The sequence below is a fragment of the Mongoliitalea sp. genome, assembly GCF_054166905.1.
In genome coordinates this window covers 25,740-47,168 of record NZ_JBSZCK010000009.1, presented here as the reverse complement: position 1 = coordinate 47,168, position 21,429 = coordinate 25,740, and the positions used below count along the sequence as shown (strand labels likewise).

Annotated in this window: 17 protein-coding genes and 4 tRNA genes; 4 read left to right on the top strand and 17 right to left on the bottom strand. The window is 40.4% G+C overall.

The genetic code is table 11. The features are described 5' to 3' along the window. Positions 1-5: 5 nt before the first annotated feature. From rpoC to ACXIUD_RS01785, 13 genes are all read right to left on the bottom strand, one after another. Positions 6-4,316, bottom strand: coding sequence for a DNA-directed RNA polymerase subunit beta' (gene rpoC, locus ACXIUD_RS01845; RefSeq protein ID WP_458050925.1), 4,311 nt, complete (start codon positions 4,314-4,316; stop codon positions 6-8). A gap of 47 nt (positions 4,317-4,363) precedes the next feature. Continuing rightward, complete coding sequence (gene rpoB / locus ACXIUD_RS01840; protein WP_458050924.1) at positions 4,364-8,239, bottom strand: DNA-directed RNA polymerase subunit beta; 3,876 nt, start codon at positions 8,237-8,239, stop codon at positions 4,364-4,366. A gap of 158 nt (positions 8,240-8,397) precedes the next feature. Continuing rightward, positions 8,398-8,778 (bottom strand): 50S ribosomal protein L7/L12, encoded by a 381-nt coding sequence (gene rplL, locus ACXIUD_RS01835; RefSeq protein ID WP_189585928.1) that lies wholly within the window; start codon positions 8,776-8,778, stop codon positions 8,398-8,400. A gap of 53 nt (positions 8,779-8,831) precedes the next feature. Continuing rightward, on the bottom strand, positions 8,832-9,368 hold the full coding sequence (gene rplJ / locus ACXIUD_RS01830; protein WP_189585925.1) for a 50S ribosomal protein L10: 537 nt from the start codon (positions 9,366-9,368) through the stop codon (positions 8,832-8,834). Positions 9,369-9,370: 2 nt separating this feature from the next. Beyond that, positions 9,371-10,069: a 50S ribosomal protein L1 gene (gene rplA / locus ACXIUD_RS01825; RefSeq protein WP_458050923.1), complete on the bottom strand. Its 699-nt coding sequence runs from the start codon at positions 10,067-10,069 to the stop codon at positions 9,371-9,373. 10 nt (positions 10,070-10,079) lie between these two features. After that, a complete protein-coding gene (gene rplK / locus ACXIUD_RS01820; protein ID WP_458050922.1) occupies positions 10,080-10,523 on the bottom strand; it encodes a 50S ribosomal protein L11 in 444 nt (147 codons plus the stop codon). 3 nt (positions 10,524-10,526) lie between these two features. Then, entirely contained in the window at positions 10,527-11,084 is a 558-nt protein-coding gene (gene nusG / locus ACXIUD_RS01815) for a transcription termination/antitermination protein NusG (RefSeq protein WP_189585916.1), read from the bottom strand. Between the two features lie 17 nt (positions 11,085-11,101). After that, positions 11,102-11,290 (bottom strand): preprotein translocase subunit SecE, encoded by a 189-nt coding sequence (secE, locus tag ACXIUD_RS01810; RefSeq protein WP_189585913.1) that lies wholly within the window; start codon positions 11,288-11,290, stop codon positions 11,102-11,104. A 16-nt stretch (positions 11,291-11,306) separates the two neighbouring features. Next, positions 11,307-11,377: transfer RNA gene (locus ACXIUD_RS01805), tRNA-Trp, on the bottom strand. Between the two features lie 112 nt (positions 11,378-11,489). Continuing rightward, positions 11,490-12,677, bottom strand: a complete 1,188-nt coding sequence (tuf, locus tag ACXIUD_RS01800; protein ID WP_189585910.1) for an elongation factor Tu — start codon at positions 12,675-12,677, stop codon at positions 11,490-11,492. A gap of 60 nt (positions 12,678-12,737) precedes the next feature. Continuing rightward, positions 12,738-12,809, bottom strand: a tRNA-Thr gene (locus ACXIUD_RS01795). A 29-nt stretch (positions 12,810-12,838) separates the two neighbouring features. Continuing rightward, positions 12,839-12,911 (bottom strand) — tRNA-Gly (locus tag ACXIUD_RS01790). A gap of 26 nt (positions 12,912-12,937) precedes the next feature. After that, a tRNA-Tyr gene (locus ACXIUD_RS01785) sits at positions 12,938-13,020 on the bottom strand. 323 nt (positions 13,021-13,343) lie between these two features. Here ACXIUD_RS01785 and ACXIUD_RS01780 point away from each other — a divergent pair. Then, on the top strand, positions 13,344-14,108 hold the full coding sequence (locus ACXIUD_RS01780; RefSeq protein WP_458050921.1) for an SDR family NAD(P)-dependent oxidoreductase: 765 nt from the start codon (positions 13,344-13,346) through the stop codon (positions 14,106-14,108). A gap of 6 nt (positions 14,109-14,114) precedes the next feature. Further along, complete coding sequence (locus ACXIUD_RS01775; RefSeq protein ID WP_458050920.1) at positions 14,115-14,876, top strand: M15 family metallopeptidase; 762 nt, start codon at positions 14,115-14,117, stop codon at positions 14,874-14,876. 113 nt (positions 14,877-14,989) lie between these two features. On the opposite strand, the gene ACXIUD_RS01770 is transcribed toward ACXIUD_RS01775, so the two are convergent. The 3 genes from ACXIUD_RS01770 to ACXIUD_RS01760 all read right to left on the bottom strand — a co-directional run bounded on the left by ACXIUD_RS01770 (position 14,990) and on the right by ACXIUD_RS01760 (position 17,673). Beyond that, positions 14,990-16,042, bottom strand: coding sequence for a sensor histidine kinase (locus ACXIUD_RS01770; protein WP_458050919.1), 1,053 nt, complete (start codon positions 16,040-16,042; stop codon positions 14,990-14,992). A 3-nt stretch (positions 16,043-16,045) separates the two neighbouring features. Next, the gene (locus tag ACXIUD_RS01765; RefSeq protein WP_189579690.1) at positions 16,046-16,735 is read right to left on the bottom strand and encodes a response regulator transcription factor; all 690 of its coding nucleotides are present in this window, start codon (positions 16,733-16,735) and stop codon (positions 16,046-16,048) included. Positions 16,736-16,884: 149 nt separating this feature from the next. Next, positions 16,885-17,673, bottom strand: a complete 789-nt coding sequence (locus ACXIUD_RS01760; RefSeq protein ID WP_458050918.1) for a DUF3108 domain-containing protein — start codon at positions 17,671-17,673, stop codon at positions 16,885-16,887. A 162-nt stretch (positions 17,674-17,835) separates the two neighbouring features. On the opposite strand from ACXIUD_RS01760, the gene recA reads away from it, so the two are divergent. Continuing rightward, positions 17,836-18,867 (top strand): recombinase RecA, encoded by a 1,032-nt coding sequence (gene recA, locus ACXIUD_RS01755; RefSeq protein ID WP_458050917.1) that lies wholly within the window; start codon positions 17,836-17,838, stop codon positions 18,865-18,867. A gap of 79 nt (positions 18,868-18,946) precedes the next feature. Here the strand turns inward: recA and ACXIUD_RS01750 are convergent, their stop codons facing one another. After that, a complete protein-coding gene (locus tag ACXIUD_RS01750) occupies positions 18,947-20,191 on the bottom strand; it encodes an ABC transporter permease (RefSeq protein WP_458050916.1) in 1,245 nt (414 codons plus the stop codon). 127 nt (positions 20,192-20,318) lie between these two features. Here ACXIUD_RS01750 and queA point away from each other — a divergent pair, with 127 nt between their 5' ends. Further along, positions 20,319-21,368, top strand: a complete 1,050-nt coding sequence (gene queA, locus ACXIUD_RS01745; RefSeq protein WP_458050915.1) for a tRNA preQ1(34) S-adenosylmethionine ribosyltransferase-isomerase QueA — start codon at positions 20,319-20,321, stop codon at positions 21,366-21,368. Positions 21,369-21,429 lie beyond the last annotated feature (61 nt).

Sequence of the window (21,429 nt, the reverse complement as noted above, 5' to 3'; positions counted from 1 at the left end):
TTTATTTATTTGACAGCCTCCTTTGATTTTCTCGCTGAACGCTCTCTTTCAGTAGACATACGCTCCATGTCTTCCAAGGAACCAACGATCATGCTTTGGAACTTGCGCTGACCCGTACCTGCAGGGATCAAGTGACCTACAATTACGTTTTCTTTCAGCCCCAATAGTTCATCGCGCTTACCTCTGATAGCTGCCTCGGACAATACTTTCGTAGTTTCCTGGAATGAAGCAGCAGAAATAAAGCTTTCTGTACCCAAAGATGCAGCAGTAATACCTTGTAAGGTTGGCTTAGAAACCGCAGTTTCAGCATCTCTCACTTGTACCAGTTTCAAATCCTTACGCTTCAAGCTGGAGTTCTCATCTCTCAACCTTCTTGCAGTGATGATCATTCCTGGCTTCAAGGTAGAAGAATCTCCTGCATCCATGACAACTTTCTTATCTAGGATATTGTCATTCTCTTCTCTGAATGCCCACTTGTCAACCACTTGATTTTGCAAGAAATTGGTATCACCTGCATCCAAGATCTCCACTTTCTGCATCATTTGACTTACAATTACTTCAATGTGCTTATCGTTAATCTTCACACCTTGTAATCTGTATACCTCCTGAATCTCATTCACCAAGTACTCCTGCACTGCAGTAGGTCCTTTGATGGATAGGATATCATTTGGAGTGATTGCTCCATCAGATAATGGCTCACCAGCTCTGATAAAGTCATTTTCCTGCACAAGAATATGCTTAGAAAGAGAAACCATGTAACGCTTCTTCACACCATCTCTGGATTCAATGAAGATTTCACGGTTACCACGCTTGATACCTCCGTAAGTTACCACACCGTCGATTTCAGAAACCACAGCCGGGTTGGATGGGTTTCTAGCCTCAAACAATTCAGTTACTCGTGGAAGACCACCCGTAATATCTCTTGTCTTACCAACAGAACGAGGGATTTTAACCAAAATTTGTCCAGCTTTTACTTTTTCACCAGCTTCAACTGCTAAGTGAGCACCTACTGGAATATTATATCCTTTAGACTCCTCACCATAGTTTACAACTACCGCAGGGTTTTTGGTTTTATCCTTTGTATCGATGATTACCTTCTCTCTAAAGCCTGTTTGATCATCGGCAACTTCTTTGAATGTGATTCCTTCGATGATTGCATCGAATTCAACTGTACCATCAAACTCCGAAAGGATAACCGCATTATATGGATCCCAAGTACATAACGAATCACCTTTAGTGATTTTCTGTCCATCTTGTACATTCAACACCGCACCGTAAGGAACGTGGTTGGATACAAGTGTTTTACCGGACTTGGCATCGTTGATCTTAATTTCACCAGATCTACCCATAACAATGGATACTTTCTCTCCATCTTTATTGGTAGTCTCAATCCATCTCAATTCTTCTTCAAATTCTACAACCCCGTCAAATTTCGCATTGATGCTTGCTTCAACAGAGATGTTGGAAGCAGTACCACCCACGTGGAATGTTCTCAAGGTCAACTGTGTACCTGGTTCACCAATAGACTGCGCTGCAATGACACCTACAGACTCACCAGACTGTACCATTGCGCCGGTAGCCAAGTTACGTCCATAACACTTCGCACATACACCTCTTCTGGTTTCGCAGGTCAGTACCGATCTGATTTCAACTTCGTCAATAGCTGACTCATCTACTTTCTTAGCAATCTCTTCTGTGATTTCGATTCCTGATGGAATCAATAATTCTTCAGAAATAGGATCGTACACATCATGTACAGATACTCTACCCAAGATTCTTTCAGAAAGTGGCTCTACGATTTCGTCATTGTCTTTCAATGCAGACACTACCAAGCCTCTCAAGGTACCGCAATCTTCCTCAGAGATAATCATATCCTGAGCAACGTCCACCAAACGACGAGTCAAGTAACCCGCATCGGCAGTTTTCAAAGCGGTATCTGCAAGACCTTTACGGGCGCCGTGTGTAGAGATAAAGTACTCCAATACATCCAAACCTTCTTTGAAGTTGGAAAGAATTGGGTTTTCAATGATCTCACCTACGGAACCTTGCAAGTTTTTCTGTGGCTTAGCCATCAAACCTCTCATACCACCCAACTGACGGATTTGTTCTCTCGAACCCCTTGCACCGGAGTGCATCATCATATAGATGGCGTTGAAGCCTTGCTTATCCTCTTCCATTTGCTTCATCAAGATGTTGGTCAAATGGGAGTTGGTTCTGGTCCAAATATCAATTACCTGGTTGTATCGCTCGTTATCTGTGATAAGACCCATGTAGTAGTTGCTGGAGATTTGCTCCACCTCTTCTTTGGCCTTATTTACCAAGACATCTTTATCTTCTGGAATAATAACGTCGTTCAAACCCATGGACAATCCACCTTGATAAGCCATTTGGAAACCTAGATGCTTGATATCATCTAAGAATTGAGCTGTACGGGCAATTCCACAGATTTTTACAACTTCGGAAATGATTTGCTGAAGTTTTTTCTTTGTCAACAATTCATTAACGTATCCTACTTCTTCAGGAACGAATTGGTTAAAGATCAAACGACCTGCAACCGTATCGATGATTTTCTCTTCGATTGTTCCATCTTCGTTTCTGACTTTCACTTTACACTTGATGTGCGCGTGCTTAGAGATTTCACCTTCATTCAAGGCAATAATCACTTCTTCTTCCCCGTAGAAAGTCATTCCTTCACCTGCAACAGGCTCTTCCGGAGTTGACTTTTTACCTTTGGTAACGTAGTAAAGACCCAATACCATGTCTTGAGATGGTACTGTAATCGGCGCTCCGTTGGCAGGGTTTAAGATGTTATGAGCAGATAGCATCAAAGTAGAAGCTTCCAAAATAGCCTCATGTCCTAGTGGAACGTGAACGGCCATTTGGTCACCGTCAAAGTCAGCGTTGAAAGCGGTACACACTAATGGGTGCAACTGAATCGCTTTACCTTCGATCAACTTTGGTTGGAAAGCCTGTATACCTAATCTGTGAAGCGTTGGAGCACGGTTAAGCAACACAGGGTGTCCTTTCAACACGTTTTCCAAGATATCCCACACTACAGGATCTTTTCTATCTACAATTTTCTTAGCGGATTTTACTGTCTTAACAATACCCCTTTCTATCAACTTTCGGATGATGAATGGTTTGAAAAGTTCAGCAGCCATGTTTTTAGGCAGACCGCACTCATGCAGTTTCAATTCTGGACCTACTACGATAACAGAACGACCAGAGTAATCCACACGCTTACCAAGCAAGTTCTGACGGAAACGACCTTGCTTACCTTTCAACATATCAGAAAGGGACTTCAAAGCTCTGTTACCATCTGCTCTTACAGCGTTTACTTTTCTTGAGTTATCGAAAAGGGAGTCTACAGCTTCCTGCAACATCCTTTTTTCATTTCTCAAGATTACTTCTGGAGCTTTGATATCGATTAGACGCTTCAAACGGTTGTTACGGATGATTACCCTTCTGTACAAATCGTTCAAATCGGAAGTAGCAAATCTACCCCCATCCAAAGGAACCAAAGGTCTCAACTCTGGTGGAATCACAGGAACCATACGTACAACCATCCACTCCGGACGGTTTTCAATACGCGTTCTAGCATCTCTGAAAGCTTCAACCACTTTCAATCGCTTCAATGCCTCAGCTTTTCTTTGCTGAGAAGTATCAGTAGCAGCCTGATGTCTTAAACTGTACGAAAGATCATCTAAGTCTAAGCGAGCAAGCAACATTTCGATTGCTTCTGCTCCCATCTTAGCGATGAATTTGTTTGGATCGTCATCGTCAAGCATGTGATTTTCCTTCGGAAGCTTGTCCATGATATCCAAATACTCATCTTCAGTCAAAAAGTCTAGATACTGAACACCGTCCTCAGCCTTGATGCCAGCCTGAACAACAGCATATCTTTCATAATAAACAATTTGATCCAATTTCTTGGTAGGCAAACCTAGCAAGTAACCGATTTTGTTAGGAAGTGACTTGAAGTACCAGATATGCGCTACAGGAACCACCAATTCGATGTGTCCCATACGTTCTCTACGTACTTTCTTCTCAGTCACCTCAACACCACAACGGTCACAGATAATGCCCTTATATCTTATGCGCTTGTACTTACCACAATGACACTCCCAATCTTTCACAGGACCGAAAATACGCTCACAGAACAAACCACCCATTTCAGGCTTGTACGTTCTGTAATTGATTGTTTCGGGCTGCGTTACTTCACCGTGTGAACTATCCAGAATGGATTCTGGAGAGGCCAAACTAATGGTGACTCTGGAGAAGTCGTTGTTTAGTTTTTTATTTTTTCTGAACGCCATAATTGTTGAAGAGTATGTTAAGGGCCTTACGGCCCATTATTTTTGAATTAATCTAAGGTGATTTCAAGAGCCAAGCCTCTCAATTCATGAACCAATACGTTGAATGATTCAGGAATATTCGGCTTCGGAAGGTTTTCACCTTTTACGATAGCCTCATATGCTTTCGCTCTACCTACCACATCATCGGATTTCACGGTCAAGATCTCCTGCAATACGTGGGAAGCACCGAAGGCCTCCAAAGCCCACACTTCCATTTCTCCAAATCGCTGACCACCAAATTGAGCTTTACCACCCAATGGTTGCTGCGTAATCAAGGAGTATGGTCCTATGGATCTTGCGTGCATCTTGTCATCTACCAAGTGACCCAATTTCAACATGTAAGCAATACCTACAGTAACCGGCTGATCAAACATCTTTCCAGACAAACCATCGTATAGATATGTTCTTCCGTAAGCTGGCAAGCCAGCGGCATCCAATTCAGCAGCCACTTCTTCCATAGTCGCACCATCGAAGATTGGAGTAGCATATTTCTTACCTAGTTTGTAACCAGCCCAAGCTAGAACTGTTTCGTAGATCTGACCGATGTTCATTCGGGAAGGTACCCCAAGCGGATTCAATACGATATCCATTGGTGTTCCGTCTTCCAAGAATGGCATATCCTCATCACGTACGATTCTAGCCACAATACCTTTGTTACCGTGACGACCCGCCATCTTATCACCTACTTTTAGCTTACGCTTCTTAGCGATGTATACTTTGGCCAATTGTACGATACCTGCTGGCAATTCATCACCTACCTCCAAGGTAAATTTATCTCTCTTGAATCTACCTGAGATTTCATTTCTAGAGTTCACGTAGTTTTTAACCAACTGCTGAACCAATGAATTTACTCTTGCATCTTCTGTCCAATCATCCAAGATGATATCGGAGATCAAGTTTGCTTCCTCAGGGACGTTATAGTTAGACTCATCTCTGTATGGGTTCTTCGCAGGGAACAAGTTTTGCTCAATGTTCTTCGCATTAAACTTCACACCTTTAGAAATGATCTCATCACCAAATTTATGCCTTACTCCACTGGAAGTCATACCATCCAACAACGTAATCAATTTGTTGATCATGCGAGCACGGATGCCTAGCAAGTCTTTTGCGTACTTGCTCTTCAACTTCTCAACCTCAGCTTTCGCCTTTGCACGTAGATCTTTGTCTTTTTTAGGTCTGGAGAACAATTTGGTCTCAATCACTACACCATTCAAAGATGGAGAAGCTTTCAAAGATGCATCCTTCACATCGCCTGCCTTATCACCGAAAATTGCGCGAAGCAATTTCTCTTCTGGCGTTGGATCAGTCTCTCCTTTTGGAGTGATTTTACCGATGATGATATCGCCTTCTTTTACTTCAGCACCTACACGGATGATACCATTTTCATCCAAGTGCTTCACTGCTTCCTCCGATACGTTCGGGATTTCAGAAGTCAATTCTTCCTCACCTCTCTTGGTATCTCTTACTTCCAATTGGAATTCTTCGATGTGAATAGAAGTGAAGATATCTTCACGTACTACACGCTCGGAGATTACAATCGCATCCTCAAAGTTATATCCTTGCCAAGGCATGTAGGCAACTCTCAAGTTCTTACCCAAGGCAAGTTCACCTTTATTTGTAGAATAACCTTCTACCAATACCTGACCTTTGGTCACACGGTCGCCTTTGAGCACCAACGGCGTCAAGTTGATCGTAGTATCTTGGTTAGTTCTTCTAAATTTGATCAGGTTGTAGGTTTTGTATTCATCACTGAAGTTGACCAACAACTCATCATCTGTCAAGTCATACTTGATGGTGATTTTGTTTGCATCCACATATTCTACCACACCGTCAGCTTCCGCCAATACCAATGCTCTAGAATCTCTCGCAGCTTTACCTTCCAAGCCAGTACCTACATAAGGAGATTCTGGTCTCAATAATGGCACCGCTTGACGTTGCATGTTAGATCCCATCAAAGCTCTGTTCGCATCATCATGTTCCAAGAAAGGAATCAAAGAAGCTGCAACAGATACAATTTGATTTGGTGCTACATCCATATAATTGATCTCTTGTGGAGTCAATACTGGGAAGTCACCCTCCAAACGTGCTTTTACGCGCTCATTAATAAAGTTACCATTGTCATCTAATGGCGCATTTGCTTGAGCAATATTATTATTATCTTCCTCCTCGGCGGTCAAGAATACGATATCGTTAGCATTCATGCTTACTTTTCCACCCTCTACTTTTCTGTAAGGAGTTTCCAAGAAGCCCATGGAGTTAACTTTCGCATGCACACATAAGGAAGAAATCAATCCAATATTTGGACCTTCTGGAGTTTCGATGGTACACAGACGACCGTAGTGTGTGTAGTGTACGTCACGAACCTCGAAACCAGCTCTTTCACGGGAAAGACCGCCTGGACCCAAGGCAGACAATCTTCTCTTATGAGTCAATTCAGCCAATGGGTTGGTCTGATCCATAAATTGAGAAAGCTGATTGGTTCCAAAGAAAGAGTTGATTACAGAAGAAAGTGTACGAGCATTGATCAAGTCTACTGGTTTGAAATCTTCGTTGTCACGTACGTTCATACGTTCACGGATAGTTCTGGACATTCTCGCCAAACCTACACCAAACTGACTATACAGCTGCTCACCTACTGTACGAACCCTTCTATTGGAAAGGTGATCAATATCATCAACTACTGCTTTAGAATTGATCAATCCGATCAAGTACTTCACGATACTGATGATATCCTCGGTAGTCAAAACAATTTTCTCAGGATCAATATCCAATCCTAATTTTTTGTTGATTCTGTAACGACCAACCTCTCCCAAATCATACCGCTTATCGGAGAAGAACAATCCGTGGATTACTTCTCTTGCGGTAGCTTCATCAGGCGCTTCAGTATTTCTCAATTGACGGTAGATTACCTCAACCGCTTCTTTCTCAGAGTTAGAGTTATCTTTTTGAAGCGTATTATAGATAATGGAGAAATCAGCCACATTCACGTCTTCTCTGTGAAGGATGATGGACTTAGCTCCTGAATCTAAAATCAATTCTATATCTTCTTCGGTCAAGATGGAGTCTCTTTCCAATAGAACTTCATTTCTATCAATAGAAACCACCTCACCTGTATCTTCATCTACGAAATCTTCCACCCATGTTTTCAACACACGAGCAGCAAGTTTTCTGCCGGCAATTTTCTTCAAACTTGATTTGTTTGCCTCAATCTCTTCTGAAAGACCAAACAAATCCAAGATTTCTTTATCAGAACCATAACCAATAGCTCTTAAAAGCGTGGTTACTGGGAATTTTTTCTTACGATCAATATATGCATACATGACATTGTTGATATCTGTAGCAAATTCGATCCAACTCCCTTTGAAAGGAATAATTCTGGCAGAATAAAGTTTGGTTCCATTGGTATGCTTGGATTGAGCAAAAAATACACCAGGAGATCTATGCAACTGAGAAACGATTACACGTTCTGCACCATTGATCACGAAAGAACCTTTTTCAGTCATGTAAGGAAGATTACCCAAGAATACTTCTTGTTCGATAGTTTCGAAATCTTCATTATCCTCATCATGACAAAGCAACCTAAGTTTAGCTTTTAAAGGCACTGAGTAAGTCAAGCCTCTATCTATACACTCTTCTACAGAGTATTTTGGTGGATCTACCGCGTAGTCAATAAATTCAAGGGTAAAGTTTTCTCTTGAGTCACTTATTGGAAAGTTCTCAGAAAACACCTTAAATAAACCATCCTGTCTTCTTCTTTCGGCAGGAGTATCCAATTGGAAAAAATCTTTGAAAGATTGTAACTGGATATCTAGGAAATCAGGATAGTCTTTGACTACCTTAATAGATGAGAAACTTTTCCTTTCGGTTTGATTCTGGATAGCCAAGGCAGTTTTTGTTTTAGTGATAATTTTTAACCAAATACGACAATTGTCGCTAGAAATAGTGCAATTTTAATCCTGAGCACAAACAGGAAAAGACCTGACTAAACAAGTCAGGTCTATCCTCATAACCTTAACCTACAATCAGGCAAAGGTTAATCAAATTATTTTACTTCTACTTCAGCTCCAGCTTCTTCTAGAGACTTTTTCAAAGCATCAGCTTCGTCCTTAGCAACGCCTTCTTTCACAGCTTTAGGAGCGCCATCAACTAGTTCTTTTGCTTCTTTCAAACCAAGACCAGTCAATTCTTTCACAAGCTTCACTACTGCTAGTTTCTGAGCACCAGCAGATTTCAAGATAACGTCAAATGAAGTCTTTTCTTCAACTTCAGCAGCAGCACCACCACCAGCTCCAGGAGCAGCAACAGCTACAGCCGCAGCAGCTGGTTCGATACCGTAATCTTCTTTAAGGATATCAGCTAACTCTTTTACCTCTTTTACAGTCAAGTTTACCAACTGATCAGCAAGTTGTTTAAGATCTGCCATTGTATTAAATATTTAAATTGTTGATTTTTTTACTAATTGATTTTATAATTTGATTATTCTCTTTCAGAAAGTGTTTTCACAAGTCCTGCGATAGTATTTGGCCCACTCTGTAGAGCTGAAACCAAGTTGGTCATTGGAGACTGTAGCAAGCCGATAACATCACCAATAAGTTCATTTTTAGACTTAAGGTTCGATAACAACTCTAAATTTTCCTCTCCAACAAATACATCTGAATCGATGTAAGCACCTTTAAATACTGGACGCGTTTCCTTCTTACCACGTTTCTTTCTGAAATCTAAAAGAACTTTTGCAGGAAGATTACCTACCTCTTTTGAAAACAAAATACCGGATGAACCCTTCAATACTTTTGCAGCGAAATCGCTGTAATCGCCTTCTAAGTTTTCCAATGCTTTTGCTATCAAGGTATTTTTGTACACTTTGTACTCAATTCCTTTCTCGTAACAAGTTCTTCTGAAAGCATTAACGTCAGCTACTGAGAATCCTGCTGCATCTGTAATGTAGAAGTAAGGAGTCTCTTTGAACTTCTCGGTAAGACCTTCGATTATTTGTAATTTCTCTTCTCTAGTCATGATTAAATACCTTGAATGCTACCCTTATCTACTTTAACACCAGGAGACATTGTACTTGATAAGTGAATGCTCTTGAAATATGTTCCTTTTGAAGAAGCAGGCTTCAACTTAGAAATAGTGGCGATAAGCTCTTTTACATTGTCCTGAATTTGCTCAGGAGTAAAGGATACTTTACCAATACCGGCGTGGATGATACCAAATTTATCAACTTTGAAATCAATCTTACCAGCTTTAACTTCTTTCACCGCTTTACCAACCTCTAAGGTTACAGTACCTGATTTTGGGTTAGGCATCAAACCTCTTGGACCCAAAACTCTACCTAGTCTACCGACTTTTGCCATAACGTTTGGCATGGTGATGATAACATCAACATCTGTCCAACCACCCTCAATTTTGGCAATAAAATCATCTAGACCAACATAATCTGCACCAGCTTCTTTTGCTTCTTGTTCCTTGTCAGGTGTACAAAGTACAAGTACTTTTACATCCTTACCAGTTCCATGCGGAAGAGCTACCACACCTCTCACCATTTGATCTGCTTTACGAGGATCAACGCCCAAACGAACGTCTACATCCACGGAAGCATCAAACTTAGTCAATGTGATATCTTTTACGATTTGAGAAGCATCCTCTAAGGAGTACTGCTGGCTTGGGTCGTACTTAGAAAGAGCTTCTTTTTGCTTTTTTGTTAACTTAGCCATAGTGTTTTATTTATTCCTCCCAAGGGGCTTTTCCAGAAACAGTGATACCCATACTTCTAGCGGTACCTGCAATCATTTTCATGGCAGATTCCACTTTGAAAGCGTTTAAGTCAGGCATTTTCACTTCAGCAATCTCTTTTACTTGATCCCATGTTACGGAACCTACTTTTTTTCTGTTTGGCTCAGCAGAACCAGCTTTTACTTTCGCAGCCTCAATCAGCATATTAGCAGCTGGAGGAGTTTTTACTACGAACTCAAAAGATTTGTCAGAAAAAACAGTAATCAAGACAGGCAATACCTGACCCATTTTTTCTTGGGTACGGGCATTGAATTGCTTACAGAACTCCATGATGTTCAAACCCTTGGAACCAAGAGCAGGACCTACTGGAGGTGAAGGATTAGCCTGGCCACCTTTCACTTGTAATTTCACATAACCAGTGATTTCCTTAGCCATTTCTTAATCTTGTTTTTCTACTTGTATAAAGTTTAATTCGACTGGAGTATTTCGTCCGAAAATCTTAACCATAACGTTAAGCTTTTTCTTATCTTCAAATACTTCCTCAATTGTACCAGAGAATCCACTAAAGGGACCGTCCATTACTTTTACGGTTTCCCCGACTATAAATGGAGTATCTAATTTCTCAGCAAACTCATCAATCTCCTCAACACGACCTAAGATCCTGTTGACTTCAGATTGTCGTAATGGTTCAGGGGTTTTGGAAGCTCCCCCCTGGTTTGAACCAAGAAATCCGATTACACCCGGTATGCTTGTAATTACGTGATTAGCCTCACCATAAGCAAGATCCGCATGAACCAAAACATAGCCAGGAAAGAAGTTCTTCTCTCTGACTCGTTTTTTTCCATTACGCATTTCGTAAACTTTCTCGGAAGGAATCAAAACCTCGGGAATATAATCCTCGAGTTTGTTGCGGACAATTTCATTATCCAAGTAGGACTTGGCTTTTTTCTCTTGTCCAGCTACCACCCGTAGTACGTACCACTTATGTTCAGCCATCAGTAAATTTTATGCGATTAGAATAAATCGTAAAACCACTTCATCAAATTTTCGAAGCCAAGATCAATTACACCTATAACTAAGGCAAAGATCAATGAGGCTACCAGTACCAAAACAGCACTGTTCTGTAGAAATGAATAAGAAGGCCAAGTGACCTTATTTTTCATCTCATCTATCGATTCTATGACAAAATTTTTAACGTTCATGGTTTTACTCTATTTGCACGGGCAGAGAGATTCGAACTCCCATCAACGGTTTTGGAGACCGCTATTCTGCCATTGAACTATGCCCGTAGATTATTTATAGCCCAAAAGGGACTGCAAAAGTATTGATAATACCTTTAAGAAACAAATGCGATCCCAAAAATTTTCAGGATCGCATTTGAAATTTATGCTTAATTATGGATTAGTCCAAAATTTCAGTTACCTGACCAGCACCTACAGTTCTACCACCTTCACGGATAGCGAAACGTAGACCTTTTTCCAAAGCAACTGCATTTAGCAAGTTCACTTCGATTGTAACGTTATCACCTGGCATAACCATTTCTACGTTCTCAGGAAGTTTGATCTCACCAGTTACGTCAGTAGTTCTTAAATAGAACTGTGGACGGTATTTGTTAAAGAATGGCGTATGACGACCACCTTCTTCTTTAGAAAGTACGTAAACCTCAGCATTGAAGTGAGCGTGTGGCTTCACAGAACCTGGCTTACAAATAATCATACCTCTTCTGATTTGAGACTTTTCAATACCTCTCAACAACAAACCAACGTTGTCACCAGCTTCACCTCTGTCAAGGATCTTACGGAACATTTCAACACCAGTTACGGTTGACTTAAGGCCTTGAGCACCCATACCGATGATATCTACAGGGTCACCAGAGTTGATAACACCTCTTTCAATTCTACCAGTAGCTACAGTACCACGACCAGTGATAGAGAACACATCTTCTACAGGCATCAAGAAATCCTTGTCTACCAAACGCTCAGGAAGTGGAATGTGCGTATCCACAGCATTCATCAATTCCATGATTTTCTCTTCCCACTGAGGCTCACCGTTCAAACCACCAAGGGCAGAACCAGCAATTACAGGAATATTGTCTCCGTCGAAATCATAGAAAGAAAGCAATTCTCTAACTTCCATTTCAACTAGTTCTAATAACTCAGGATCATCAACCATATCCACTTTGTTCAAGAACACAACAAGTGCAGGTACACCTACCTGACGAGCAAGAAGGATGTGCTCTCTTGTTTGTGGCATAGGTCCGTCAGTTGCAGCTACTACTAGAATAGCGCCATCCATCTGAGCAGCACCAGTTACCATGTTCTTAACGTAGTCAGCGTGACCAGGACAGTCTACGTGAGCGTAGTGTCTAGACTCAGTTTGATACTCTACGTGAGAAGTGTTGATTGTGATACCTCTTTCTTTTTCTTCTGGAGCGTTGTCGATAGAAGAGAAATCTCTTAGTTCAGAAAGACCTTTTTTGGCCAATACTGTTGTAATGGCAGCAGTCAAAGTTGTCTTTCCATGGTCTACGTGACCAATCGTACCTACGTTAACGTGTGGTTTGGAACGGTCAAAGGTTGCTTTTGCCATGTGTGAAAATCCTCTGTTTTAGTTAAAGATATAGATAAGTAAATTTTTCTATGTTTTCAGAGCCAACGACGGGATTTGAACCCGTGACCCCTTCCTTACCAAGGAAGTACTCTACCCCTGAGCTACGTCGGCTTAAACTTAGATACGCTATAAAAGCATAGAGCGGGAGACGAGGCTCGAACCCGCGACCTGCAGCTTGGAAGGCTGCCGCTCTACCAACTGAGCTACTCCCGCTTTTAAAATAATCATCAATTATTTTGTGGGGGAAACAGGATTCGAACCTGTGAAGACATAAGTCAACGGATTTACAGTCCGTCCCAGTTGGCCGCTTTGGTATTCCCCCAACTGATTTCGTTAAGATTTCATTGTTTTAGATGTCTTAACGGATGGCAAAATTATACCCTTTTCTTAAACATTCAAAATTCTATCAAAAATTTTCAAATGAATTTTCTCTTAACACTAATAAGTGATACAAAATCAGCTCATTAATTTTTAAAATGCGGGCAAAAACATTCAAAATCAAGACTATTGAATCCACATTTAAGGAACTTCCCTTACGAAAAAGGAAGAATTACAGTGCCACTTTTAAATCCTTCGATATTTTTGTACATTACTTCGTTTATTTTAAATTTTCGTACGCAAATAAATTTCACTAGTCTATATATCATGTCTAGAAAAATCGCACTTATTACAGGAGCAACTTCTGGTATCGGTTGGTCAACTGCCCTATCTCTTGCACAAATCGGTTATAATATCATCGCTACTGGCAGACGTCTCGAACGCCTCCAGGAATTGGAGAAGGAACTCCGATTGGCAGGTACTGATTGCATCAAGCTTTGTTTTGACGTGCGGGATAAAGGCGATGTAAAAGAAGCCTTGGCAACATTGCCCGATCATTGGAAGGCAATAGATGTATTGGTCAACAATGCAGGAAATGCCCATGGACTAGATCCCATCCATCAGGGGAGTTTAGAAGATTGGGATGCAATGGTGGATATCAATGTCAAAGGACTCCTATATGTATCCAAAGAAATCATGCCATGGATGATGGCCCGTCAACAAGGCACTATCGTAAATATTGGTTCTATTGCCGGAAAAGAAGTCTATCCCAATGGCAATGTATATTGTGCTTCCAAACATGCAGTTGATGCTATTACCAATGGTATGCGTATGGATTTAAATCCTTTCGGAATCCGAGTGATCGGCGTTCACCCAGGTTTGGTGGAGACAGAGTTCTCTCTAGTCCGCTTTAAAGGTGATAGCCAGCGTGCCAAAACCGTGTACCAAGGATACCAACCCCTAAGCCCCGAAGATATCGCCGAAACCATCGCTTTTGCAGTAAGCAGGCCTCCGCATGTGGTTTTAGCAGATATTGTTATGCTACCCACAGCGCAAGCTTCAGCCACTGTAATCAAAAAAAACCTTTCCTAAGACCTTATGAAGAATTCTTTCCTTATTATCCCACTTCTTTTCCTAACGGTTATCCTTGCTTGTGAAAGCAAAATGACCGAAACCACCGCCACCGGTGTAGACTTCAATGATTTGGTTAGCATCGGTGATGAGCAGTTTCAAATTATTGATCAAGTGGGAGATCTCGAACAAAGCCTGATTGAGGCAGGCTTGGTGGACGTAGAAGCTGTTATCCCCGGTATTTATGTAGACCTTAAATATTCAACAGAGGATAATTTCTTCGGTCAAGATGTCTATGGAGACCTATATCGTTGTTATGTACAGCCTATCGTCGCTGAGATGTTAAAGAAAGCCCACCAAAAATTGAAAGAAGGTCATCCAGAGCTCACCTTTTTGGTTTATGATGGTGTTCGTCCAGTAAGAGTACAGCAGATTCTATGGGATAACTTAGACAAACCTGACAGCATCAAGCCTTTATACGTAGCGGACCCCAAAATAGGAGGTTTACATAATTATGGAGTGGCTGTAGACCTGACTTTAGCCTATCAAGAGACCGGAGAAGCCCTAGATATGGGTACCCCTTTTGACTTTTTTGGATATCCCGCTTATCCTGACCGTGAACAACAAATGCTCCGTGAAGGCAAAATCAGCCAAGAACACATCTCCAACCGAGAAATCCTCCGCAAAGTCATGAAGCATGGAGGATTTACTGGTATCGGCTCCGAATGGTGGCATTTCAATGCGTTTTCGAGAAAAGAAGCGGCGGAGAAATTCGGACTCGTTCAGTAAGCTTTTCAACAAGCTCAGAGACTAAAGCTAGAACGAGATGCGGGATGAGAGTTTCTATTGATTCTTACCTCTGTCTATTCGACCACAAATCCAATAAAGTGTAAATTAAGATGCTAGCCTCTAACCTCTACTTTTTCCAGGGGCAATTCAAAACTAAATAGCGACCCTTTACCAACTGTACTGCTCACAGAAATCTTACTTTTATGTCCTTCTAAAATATGCTTAACGATCGCTAATCCCAAGCCTGTCCCGCCAGCTTCACGGTTTCTACTTTTCTCAACCCTATAAAATCGCTCAAAAATGCGCTTAATATCTTCCGGTGGAATACCTTTTCCATTATCCTTGATTTCGACGGAAATATGATTCTTATGTGCTTTGAGATTCACCTCTACTTCTCCCCCATCATTATTGTATTTGATGGCATTATAAATCAGATTTTGACAAACACGAAATATCTTATCCTTATCTGCCTTTGTCATAAATTCTTTTTCCTTGTCGTAAAAATAGCGGATCAGCACATCTCTTTTATTCGCCTTTTGTTCTAGCTCTTCAATTACCTCATGCAATAATTCCTTCATGTCAAAAATCTCAAAGTTAAATTTAACCACCCCACTCTCCATTTGGTTAAGGGTAAGAAGATCATGAACGAGTTTATCCAAAGCATTCAAACTCTTGGCTGCACGTTTCAAAAATTTCAAACGGACTGACTTGTCTTCCACTGCACCGTCAAGCAGGGTATGTATGTATCCCAAAGCCGCAAAAATCGGTGTTTTCAATTCATGGGAAATGTCTGCAATAAAATCTTTCCTAAATTCTGCATTCTTTTTTAGCGTCTCAATTTCTTGATTTTTGGCCTGTGCATAGGAATTAATTGTCTTATTGATTCGCTTCAAAGGAGAAATTGATAATCCGTCAAATTTTTCAGAAGCTATGGAGTAATCCTTTTTTTGAATCTTCTCCAATACCGAGTAGATATTGCTGATTTCCTTAAAAATCAAAAACTCCAAGGTAACATTGATCAATATATAAGAGACCGAAAAAGAAATACCACCCGCTACCAATAGTAAGGTAGGAGTGGCACTATCGATTAAGGATATAAACGCAACAGTTAAGGCAGAAATCGCTAATCCTAAAATAAAGGATATCCCTCGGGATGTTGTAAACATAGTTTAATTCAAATCGAACTTATAACCTACTCCTTTCACAGTAGTGATATAGTCTTCGCCAATCTTTTCACGTACTTTTCGTATATGTACATCCACTGTACGGGCTAATACATACACATCTGCACCCCAAATATTCTGCAAGAGATCATCTCTACTGAACACTATATTAGGGTTTTTGGCTAAAAAATACAACAATTCGAATTCTTTCTTAGGCAAGGTGATGATTGTACCACGCTGATCGATGGTATAACTCGTGCGGTCAATAATCAAATCCTTGATCTTGATTTGCGTAAACTCCTGCTCCTTTTTAGATTCTCTGCGGAACAATGCGGCAATCCTACTCATCAATGCTCTTGGCTTGATTGGCTTCGTAATATAATCATCCGCTCCCACATCAAAGGCTGCGACTTCTGAGTATTCTTCCGAACGGGCAGTTAGAAAAATAATAAATGTATTCTTCAAGTCAGGAATTTCCCGCATTTGTCTGCAGGTCTCAACCCCGTCCTGATTGGGCATCATAATATCCAATAAGATAACGTCAGGTACAAACTTGCTAGCAACTTTTACAGCCTTGATTCCATCCTCGGCAGACTCTACTTCGTAGCCTTCCTTTTTCAGGTTATATGTCAGCAAATCGACAATGTCCGGCTCGTCATCGACAACGAGTACTTTCACTTTTGGTTTATCGCTCATGTAGAAATAGCGTTTTTAGCAGCGCTAAGATATTGCTAAGTTAAAAAAAGACTCTTGATAAAAATAGAATTAACATTTTTTGCCGCAAAAGACAACATTAAATTTTTATTAAGCTCGCAAATATTAAGCTATTGTTACGTAGATATCATCTAATTATTACGCAAGCCTTTTACCTCCATTACTTCCATATCCAAGGAGCCAACCATCAATTTTGCTTTAATTTTCAAGGGTATTTTATTTTGATCATTGGAAACCCATACCGTCACCGGCTGTTCTCCTCTAAACAATTTGTTTTTGGGTATGATAGGTGACAATTTGAAAGTTTCAAACTTTCCCAAGTTGGTATCAATCATTTCTTTTCCTTGAAAAACCATCCGTAAATTATATACTTCTTTATCAAAAAAACCTGTCAATAGAATCGTTTCCCCCTTTTTGAGTTTGCTGAGATCCAAGGTTCTCAAATAATAAAAACCACTTACAATATCCTGCACATTAGCTGGGACTGTATAATCCTTCGTACTGACCACCTCCCTATTTTCTCTGTCAAAAAGCTTTACATGAGCATTTTTCTTTTGATGATCAAAAAAGACATGCTCATGTTTACGATAACTACCCTCCTCAATATGTCTATATGATTTATGAGGGATCATCTTGGCAGTATCTATATAACTACCCCAGTTATCATTGACTTTGAATAACTTGAACACGCCTAGGGTAGATCCAAACACATCCATTTTATACGTTGGTCTGTTATTCATGGTGGTGACTTGCGGGGCTATAATCATTTTTGCTTCGGCTGCATTCAAAAAACTATAGCTGACTTTAAATGTCAATTCCTCCCCTGGTTTGAAGGCAGTATTTTTTTGTCCTATGCTTGGAAAACTTAAGCAAAAGAAACAAAGCGTGACAATTACTGACATTAGTCGACTATTTTTCATGAAAATCATGGTTACTCTGAGTGCATTTCAAATCTTATTCCAATATTAGCAGATAAATTAAAGATTCGAGAAACAATTACGTAAACTCTCGGATTATCGTTGAAGGTTCAAGTATGAATCTTTATTTTCAATCATGCAAATCATTGAATTGTTAACACAGATATGAGCGCCAATACTGAAAAATTAAAAGCACTCCAGTTGACCATAGACAAGCTGGAAAAGACGTACGGAAAAGGTACTGTCATGAAGTTGAGCGATAACAAAGTGCAGGATATACCGGCTATTTCAACTGGTTCTTTGGGCTTGGATATGGCTTTAGGAATAGGAGGAATTCCTAGAGGTAGGGTAATAGAAATCTACGGACCTGAATCTTCTGGTAAAACAACCTTGACCATGCATTGTATAGCAGAAGCTCAAAAAGCAGGAGGACTGGCAGCCTTTATCGATGCAGAACATGCTTTTGACAAAACTTATGCAGAAAAATTAGGCATTGATACCGAAAACTTATTGATTTCTCAACCTGATAACGGGGAGCAAGCCTTAGAAATTGCCGAACATTTAATCCGCTCGGGAGCCATAGACATTATCGTCATTGACTCTGTGGCAGCCTTAGTTCCCAAAGGCGAATTGGAAGGAGATATGGGAGACAGCAAAATGGGTTTACAAGCCCGATTAATGTCCCAAGCCTTGAGAAAATTAACAGGTGCTATCAATAAAACCGGCTGTGCTTGTATTTTCATCAATCAGTTGCGTGATAAAATCGGAGTGATGTTCGGAAGCCCTGAAACAACCACCGGTGGTAACGCTTTGAAGTTCTATGCATCCGTTCGTCTAGATATCCGTAGAATCGGCCAAATCAAGGAAGGTGCTGACAATGTTCTAGGAAATAGAACAAAAGTAAAAGTGGTCAAAAATAAAGTGGCCCCTCCTTTTAAAGTGGTAGAATTTGATATCATGTATGGTCAGGGAATCTCCAAAGTAGGTGAAATTATTGACTTGGGAGTGGAGTTTGAAATCATCAAAAAGGCAGGATCTTGGTTCTCTTATGAAGGCAATAAACTGGGACAGGGAAGAGATTCCGTAAAAAATTTGTTGCTTGATAATCCAGAATTGATGGATGAATTGGAGAAAAAGATCAAAGAAAAATCAGGCCTTATGGTTAGTGGCAGCCCAACTCCGGAATTAGAAGATTAAGATTTCATAAGTACACAACAAAAAAGCAGCTGAGTTCCCTCAGCTGCTTTTCTATTTTATTACAGTTTCAATCTAAGTTTTAGACAGCACGAATCGCTTCTACAGGGTCCATTCTTGCTGCCAAGGTGGCCGGTACAATTCCGGATGCAATTCCAATAACAGAAGAAATCCCTAAGCCAAGAACCAGATTCTTAAAGGACAGCACCAATTCCAAACTACCTAATGGAATAAATGTCAATCCAAACACAATTATAATTCCTGCTATGCCTCCAATCATGCTCAAAAACATAGCTTCAAACAAAAACTGAAAGAGAATAAAGTAATTTTTTGCTCCCAAGGATTTTTGGATACCGATGATACTCGTCCGCTCTTTAACAGATACAAACATGATATTTGCAATTCCAAATCCTCCCACCAAGATGGAAAACCCTCCAATCACCCATCCAGCTGTACTGATTACATCAAAGATGGACCCAATGGTATTCATCAAAAACTCAGACTTATTTAAAGAAAAATTATCTTCCTGAGTTGGCTTCAAACCTCTTTTAGCCCGTAGTAGGCCAATCAACTCATTTTCCAATTCCACCAATCCAATGTCTGTTTCCAAGCCTTTGACTGCAATCGAAGGCTCTATCCCATTAGGACCAACATAATAGAGTTTGGTAAAACTTCCATACGGAATCATAACCGCCTCATCCTTAGAAGAAATCTCCAAAAGTCCCTCTCCTTCTTCCTCAAAAAGCCCAACGACCACAAACTTAGACCCTTTGATTTTTAATTCTTTGCCAAGTGGATCGGCATTGGGAAAGAGTGTACTGGCAACTTTCACCCCAATCATGGCTACGTTTCGGGAAGCATTTACCTCTTGTTCCGTAAAATACCTACCAGCTTCCAAAGAAATATCATAGACATCCTGATAAGAAAAAGTTACCCCTGTAATGTTGGTGCCACGGTAGGCATTACTGCCTGCCTGCACAGTCCCATTAGCGTCTGCAGAAAAAGCCACACCTTCTGCATTTCGCAGTTTATCTCTTAAGAATTGATACTCAGAAAAAGTATTGTAAGGTCGGCGGAAGTACTTCCACCAAGGATAATCAGGTCCTCCGACGAAATTGAAGCGATTTACGGTAACTACATTGGTGCCCAGAAAGCTAAAACTAGATTTGATGTTTTTTTCCAAAGAATCAACGAGGGTGAAAACAGCAATGATGGCAAAAATACCTACAGTTACTCCCAATAAGGAAAGGATGGTTCGGGTCAAGTTAGATTTGAGTGCCTGCATGGCAAATCGAATACTTTCCCAGATTAATTTCAGATAGAGCACGGCTTCAACTAGTTGGTTTAAAACAAAAATGCAATATAGATAGATTTCGGGAATTTTATTTTGTATCTTTGCACTTTTTACAGAGTAATTCAAACTCAAAAAAAAGCGAAAATTCTATTCATTCTATATGAAGTTATCAGACTTTAAATTCGACATCCCCAAAAAATTAATTTCCTTATACCCTACAGACAATCGTGACGAGTCCCGATTGATGGTAGTCAATAGAAAAACCGGTGAAATTGAGCACCGAATTTTCAAGGATATTATTGAGTACTTTGGAGAAGGAGATGTATTTGTCATCAATGACACAAAAGTGTTCCCAGCCAGACTGTATGGAAACAAAGAAAAAACAGGTGCAAAAATTGAAGTTTTCCTGTTAAGAGAGTTAAACCAAGATTTGCGTCTATGGGATGTGCTGGTAGATCCTGCCAGAAAAATCCGTGTTGGCAATAAATTATACTTCGGAGATTCAGACTTAGTTGCTGAGGTAATCGACAACACCACCTCTAGAGGACGTACTATCAGATTCTTATTTGATGGTTCAGATGAGGAGTTTTACAAAACAATTGACTCTTTGGGTGAAACACCTTTATTGAAAGAGTATATCGAGCGTAAAGTAGAATTAGAGGATCGTGAGCGTTACCAAACTATTTTCGCTAGCCACGTGGGTGCAGTTGCAGCTCCTACCGCAGGTTTGCACTTTACTCCTCACTTATTAAAGCGACTGGAGTTAAAGGGTGTGGAAGTCAGTCCTATCACCTTGCATATTGGATTGGGTACTTTCAGAAAAGTCGACGTAGAAGATTTGACCAAGCACAAGATGGATTCTGAAAATTATGATATCCCTACCAAAACCGTCAATCTTGTCAATGAGGCATTAGATAATAAAAAGCGTGTCGTTGCAGTGGGGACTACGTCCTTGAAGACAATCGAATCATCGGTAACCGCTAATTCCCGTCTGAAGGAAAGTAGTGGCTGGACAGATAAATTTATCATTCCTCCTTACGAATTTAAAATTGCTAACGCATTGATCACCAACTTCCACTTACCTGAATCTACGCTATTGATGACAGCTTCAGCATTTGGAGGATATGACTTGATCATGAAAGCCTATCAAGAGGCCATTAAGGAAAAATACAGATTTTTCTCTTATGGAGATGCGATGTTAATCCTTTAATCTCTTAGAAACCTCAACGGAGACCTGCTTTAACCAAAGCAGGTCTTTTTATTTATTCCTT

Coding starts and splice junctions, on each gene's coding strand:
- rpoC (WP_458050925.1), bottom strand. CDS start 4,316: ATGGCGTTCAGAAAAAATAAAAAACTAAACAACGACTTCTCCAGAGTC.
- rplL (WP_189585928.1), bottom strand. CDS start 8,778: ATGGCAGATCTTAAACAACTTGCTGATCAGTTGGTAAACTTGACTGTA.
- rplJ (WP_189585925.1), bottom strand. CDS start 9,368: ATGACTAGAGAAGAGAAATTACAAATAATCGAAGGTCTTACCGAGAAG.
- rplA (WP_458050923.1), bottom strand. CDS start 10,069: ATGGCTAAGTTAACAAAAAAGCAAAAAGAAGCTCTTTCTAAGTACGAC.
- rplK (WP_458050922.1), bottom strand. CDS start 10,523: ATGGCTAAGGAAATCACTGGTTATGTGAAATTACAAGTGAAAGGTGGC.
- nusG (WP_189585916.1), bottom strand. CDS start 11,084: ATGGCTGAACATAAGTGGTACGTACTACGGGTGGTAGCTGGACAAGAG.
- secE (WP_189585913.1), bottom strand. CDS start 11,290: ATGAACGTTAAAAATTTTGTCATAGAATCGATAGATGAGATGAAAAAT.
- tuf (WP_189585910.1), bottom strand. CDS start 12,677: ATGGCAAAAGCAACCTTTGACCGTTCCAAACCACACGTTAACGTAGGT.
- ACXIUD_RS01780 (WP_458050921.1), top strand. CDS start 13,344: ATGTCTAGAAAAATCGCACTTATTACAGGAGCAACTTCTGGTATCGGT.
- ACXIUD_RS01775 (WP_458050920.1), top strand. CDS start 14,115: ATGAAGAATTCTTTCCTTATTATCCCACTTCTTTTCCTAACGGTTATC.
- ACXIUD_RS01770 (WP_458050919.1), bottom strand. CDS start 16,042: ATGTTTACAACATCCCGAGGGATATCCTTTATTTTAGGATTAGCGATT.
- ACXIUD_RS01765 (WP_189579690.1), bottom strand. CDS start 16,735: ATGAGCGATAAACCAAAAGTGAAAGTACTCGTTGTCGATGACGAGCCG.
- ACXIUD_RS01760 (WP_458050918.1), bottom strand. CDS start 17,673: ATGAAAAATAGTCGACTAATGTCAGTAATTGTCACGCTTTGTTTCTTT.
- recA (WP_458050917.1), top strand. CDS start 17,836: ATGAGCGCCAATACTGAAAAATTAAAAGCACTCCAGTTGACCATAGAC.
- queA (WP_458050915.1), top strand. CDS start 20,319: ATGAAGTTATCAGACTTTAAATTCGACATCCCCAAAAAATTAATTTCC.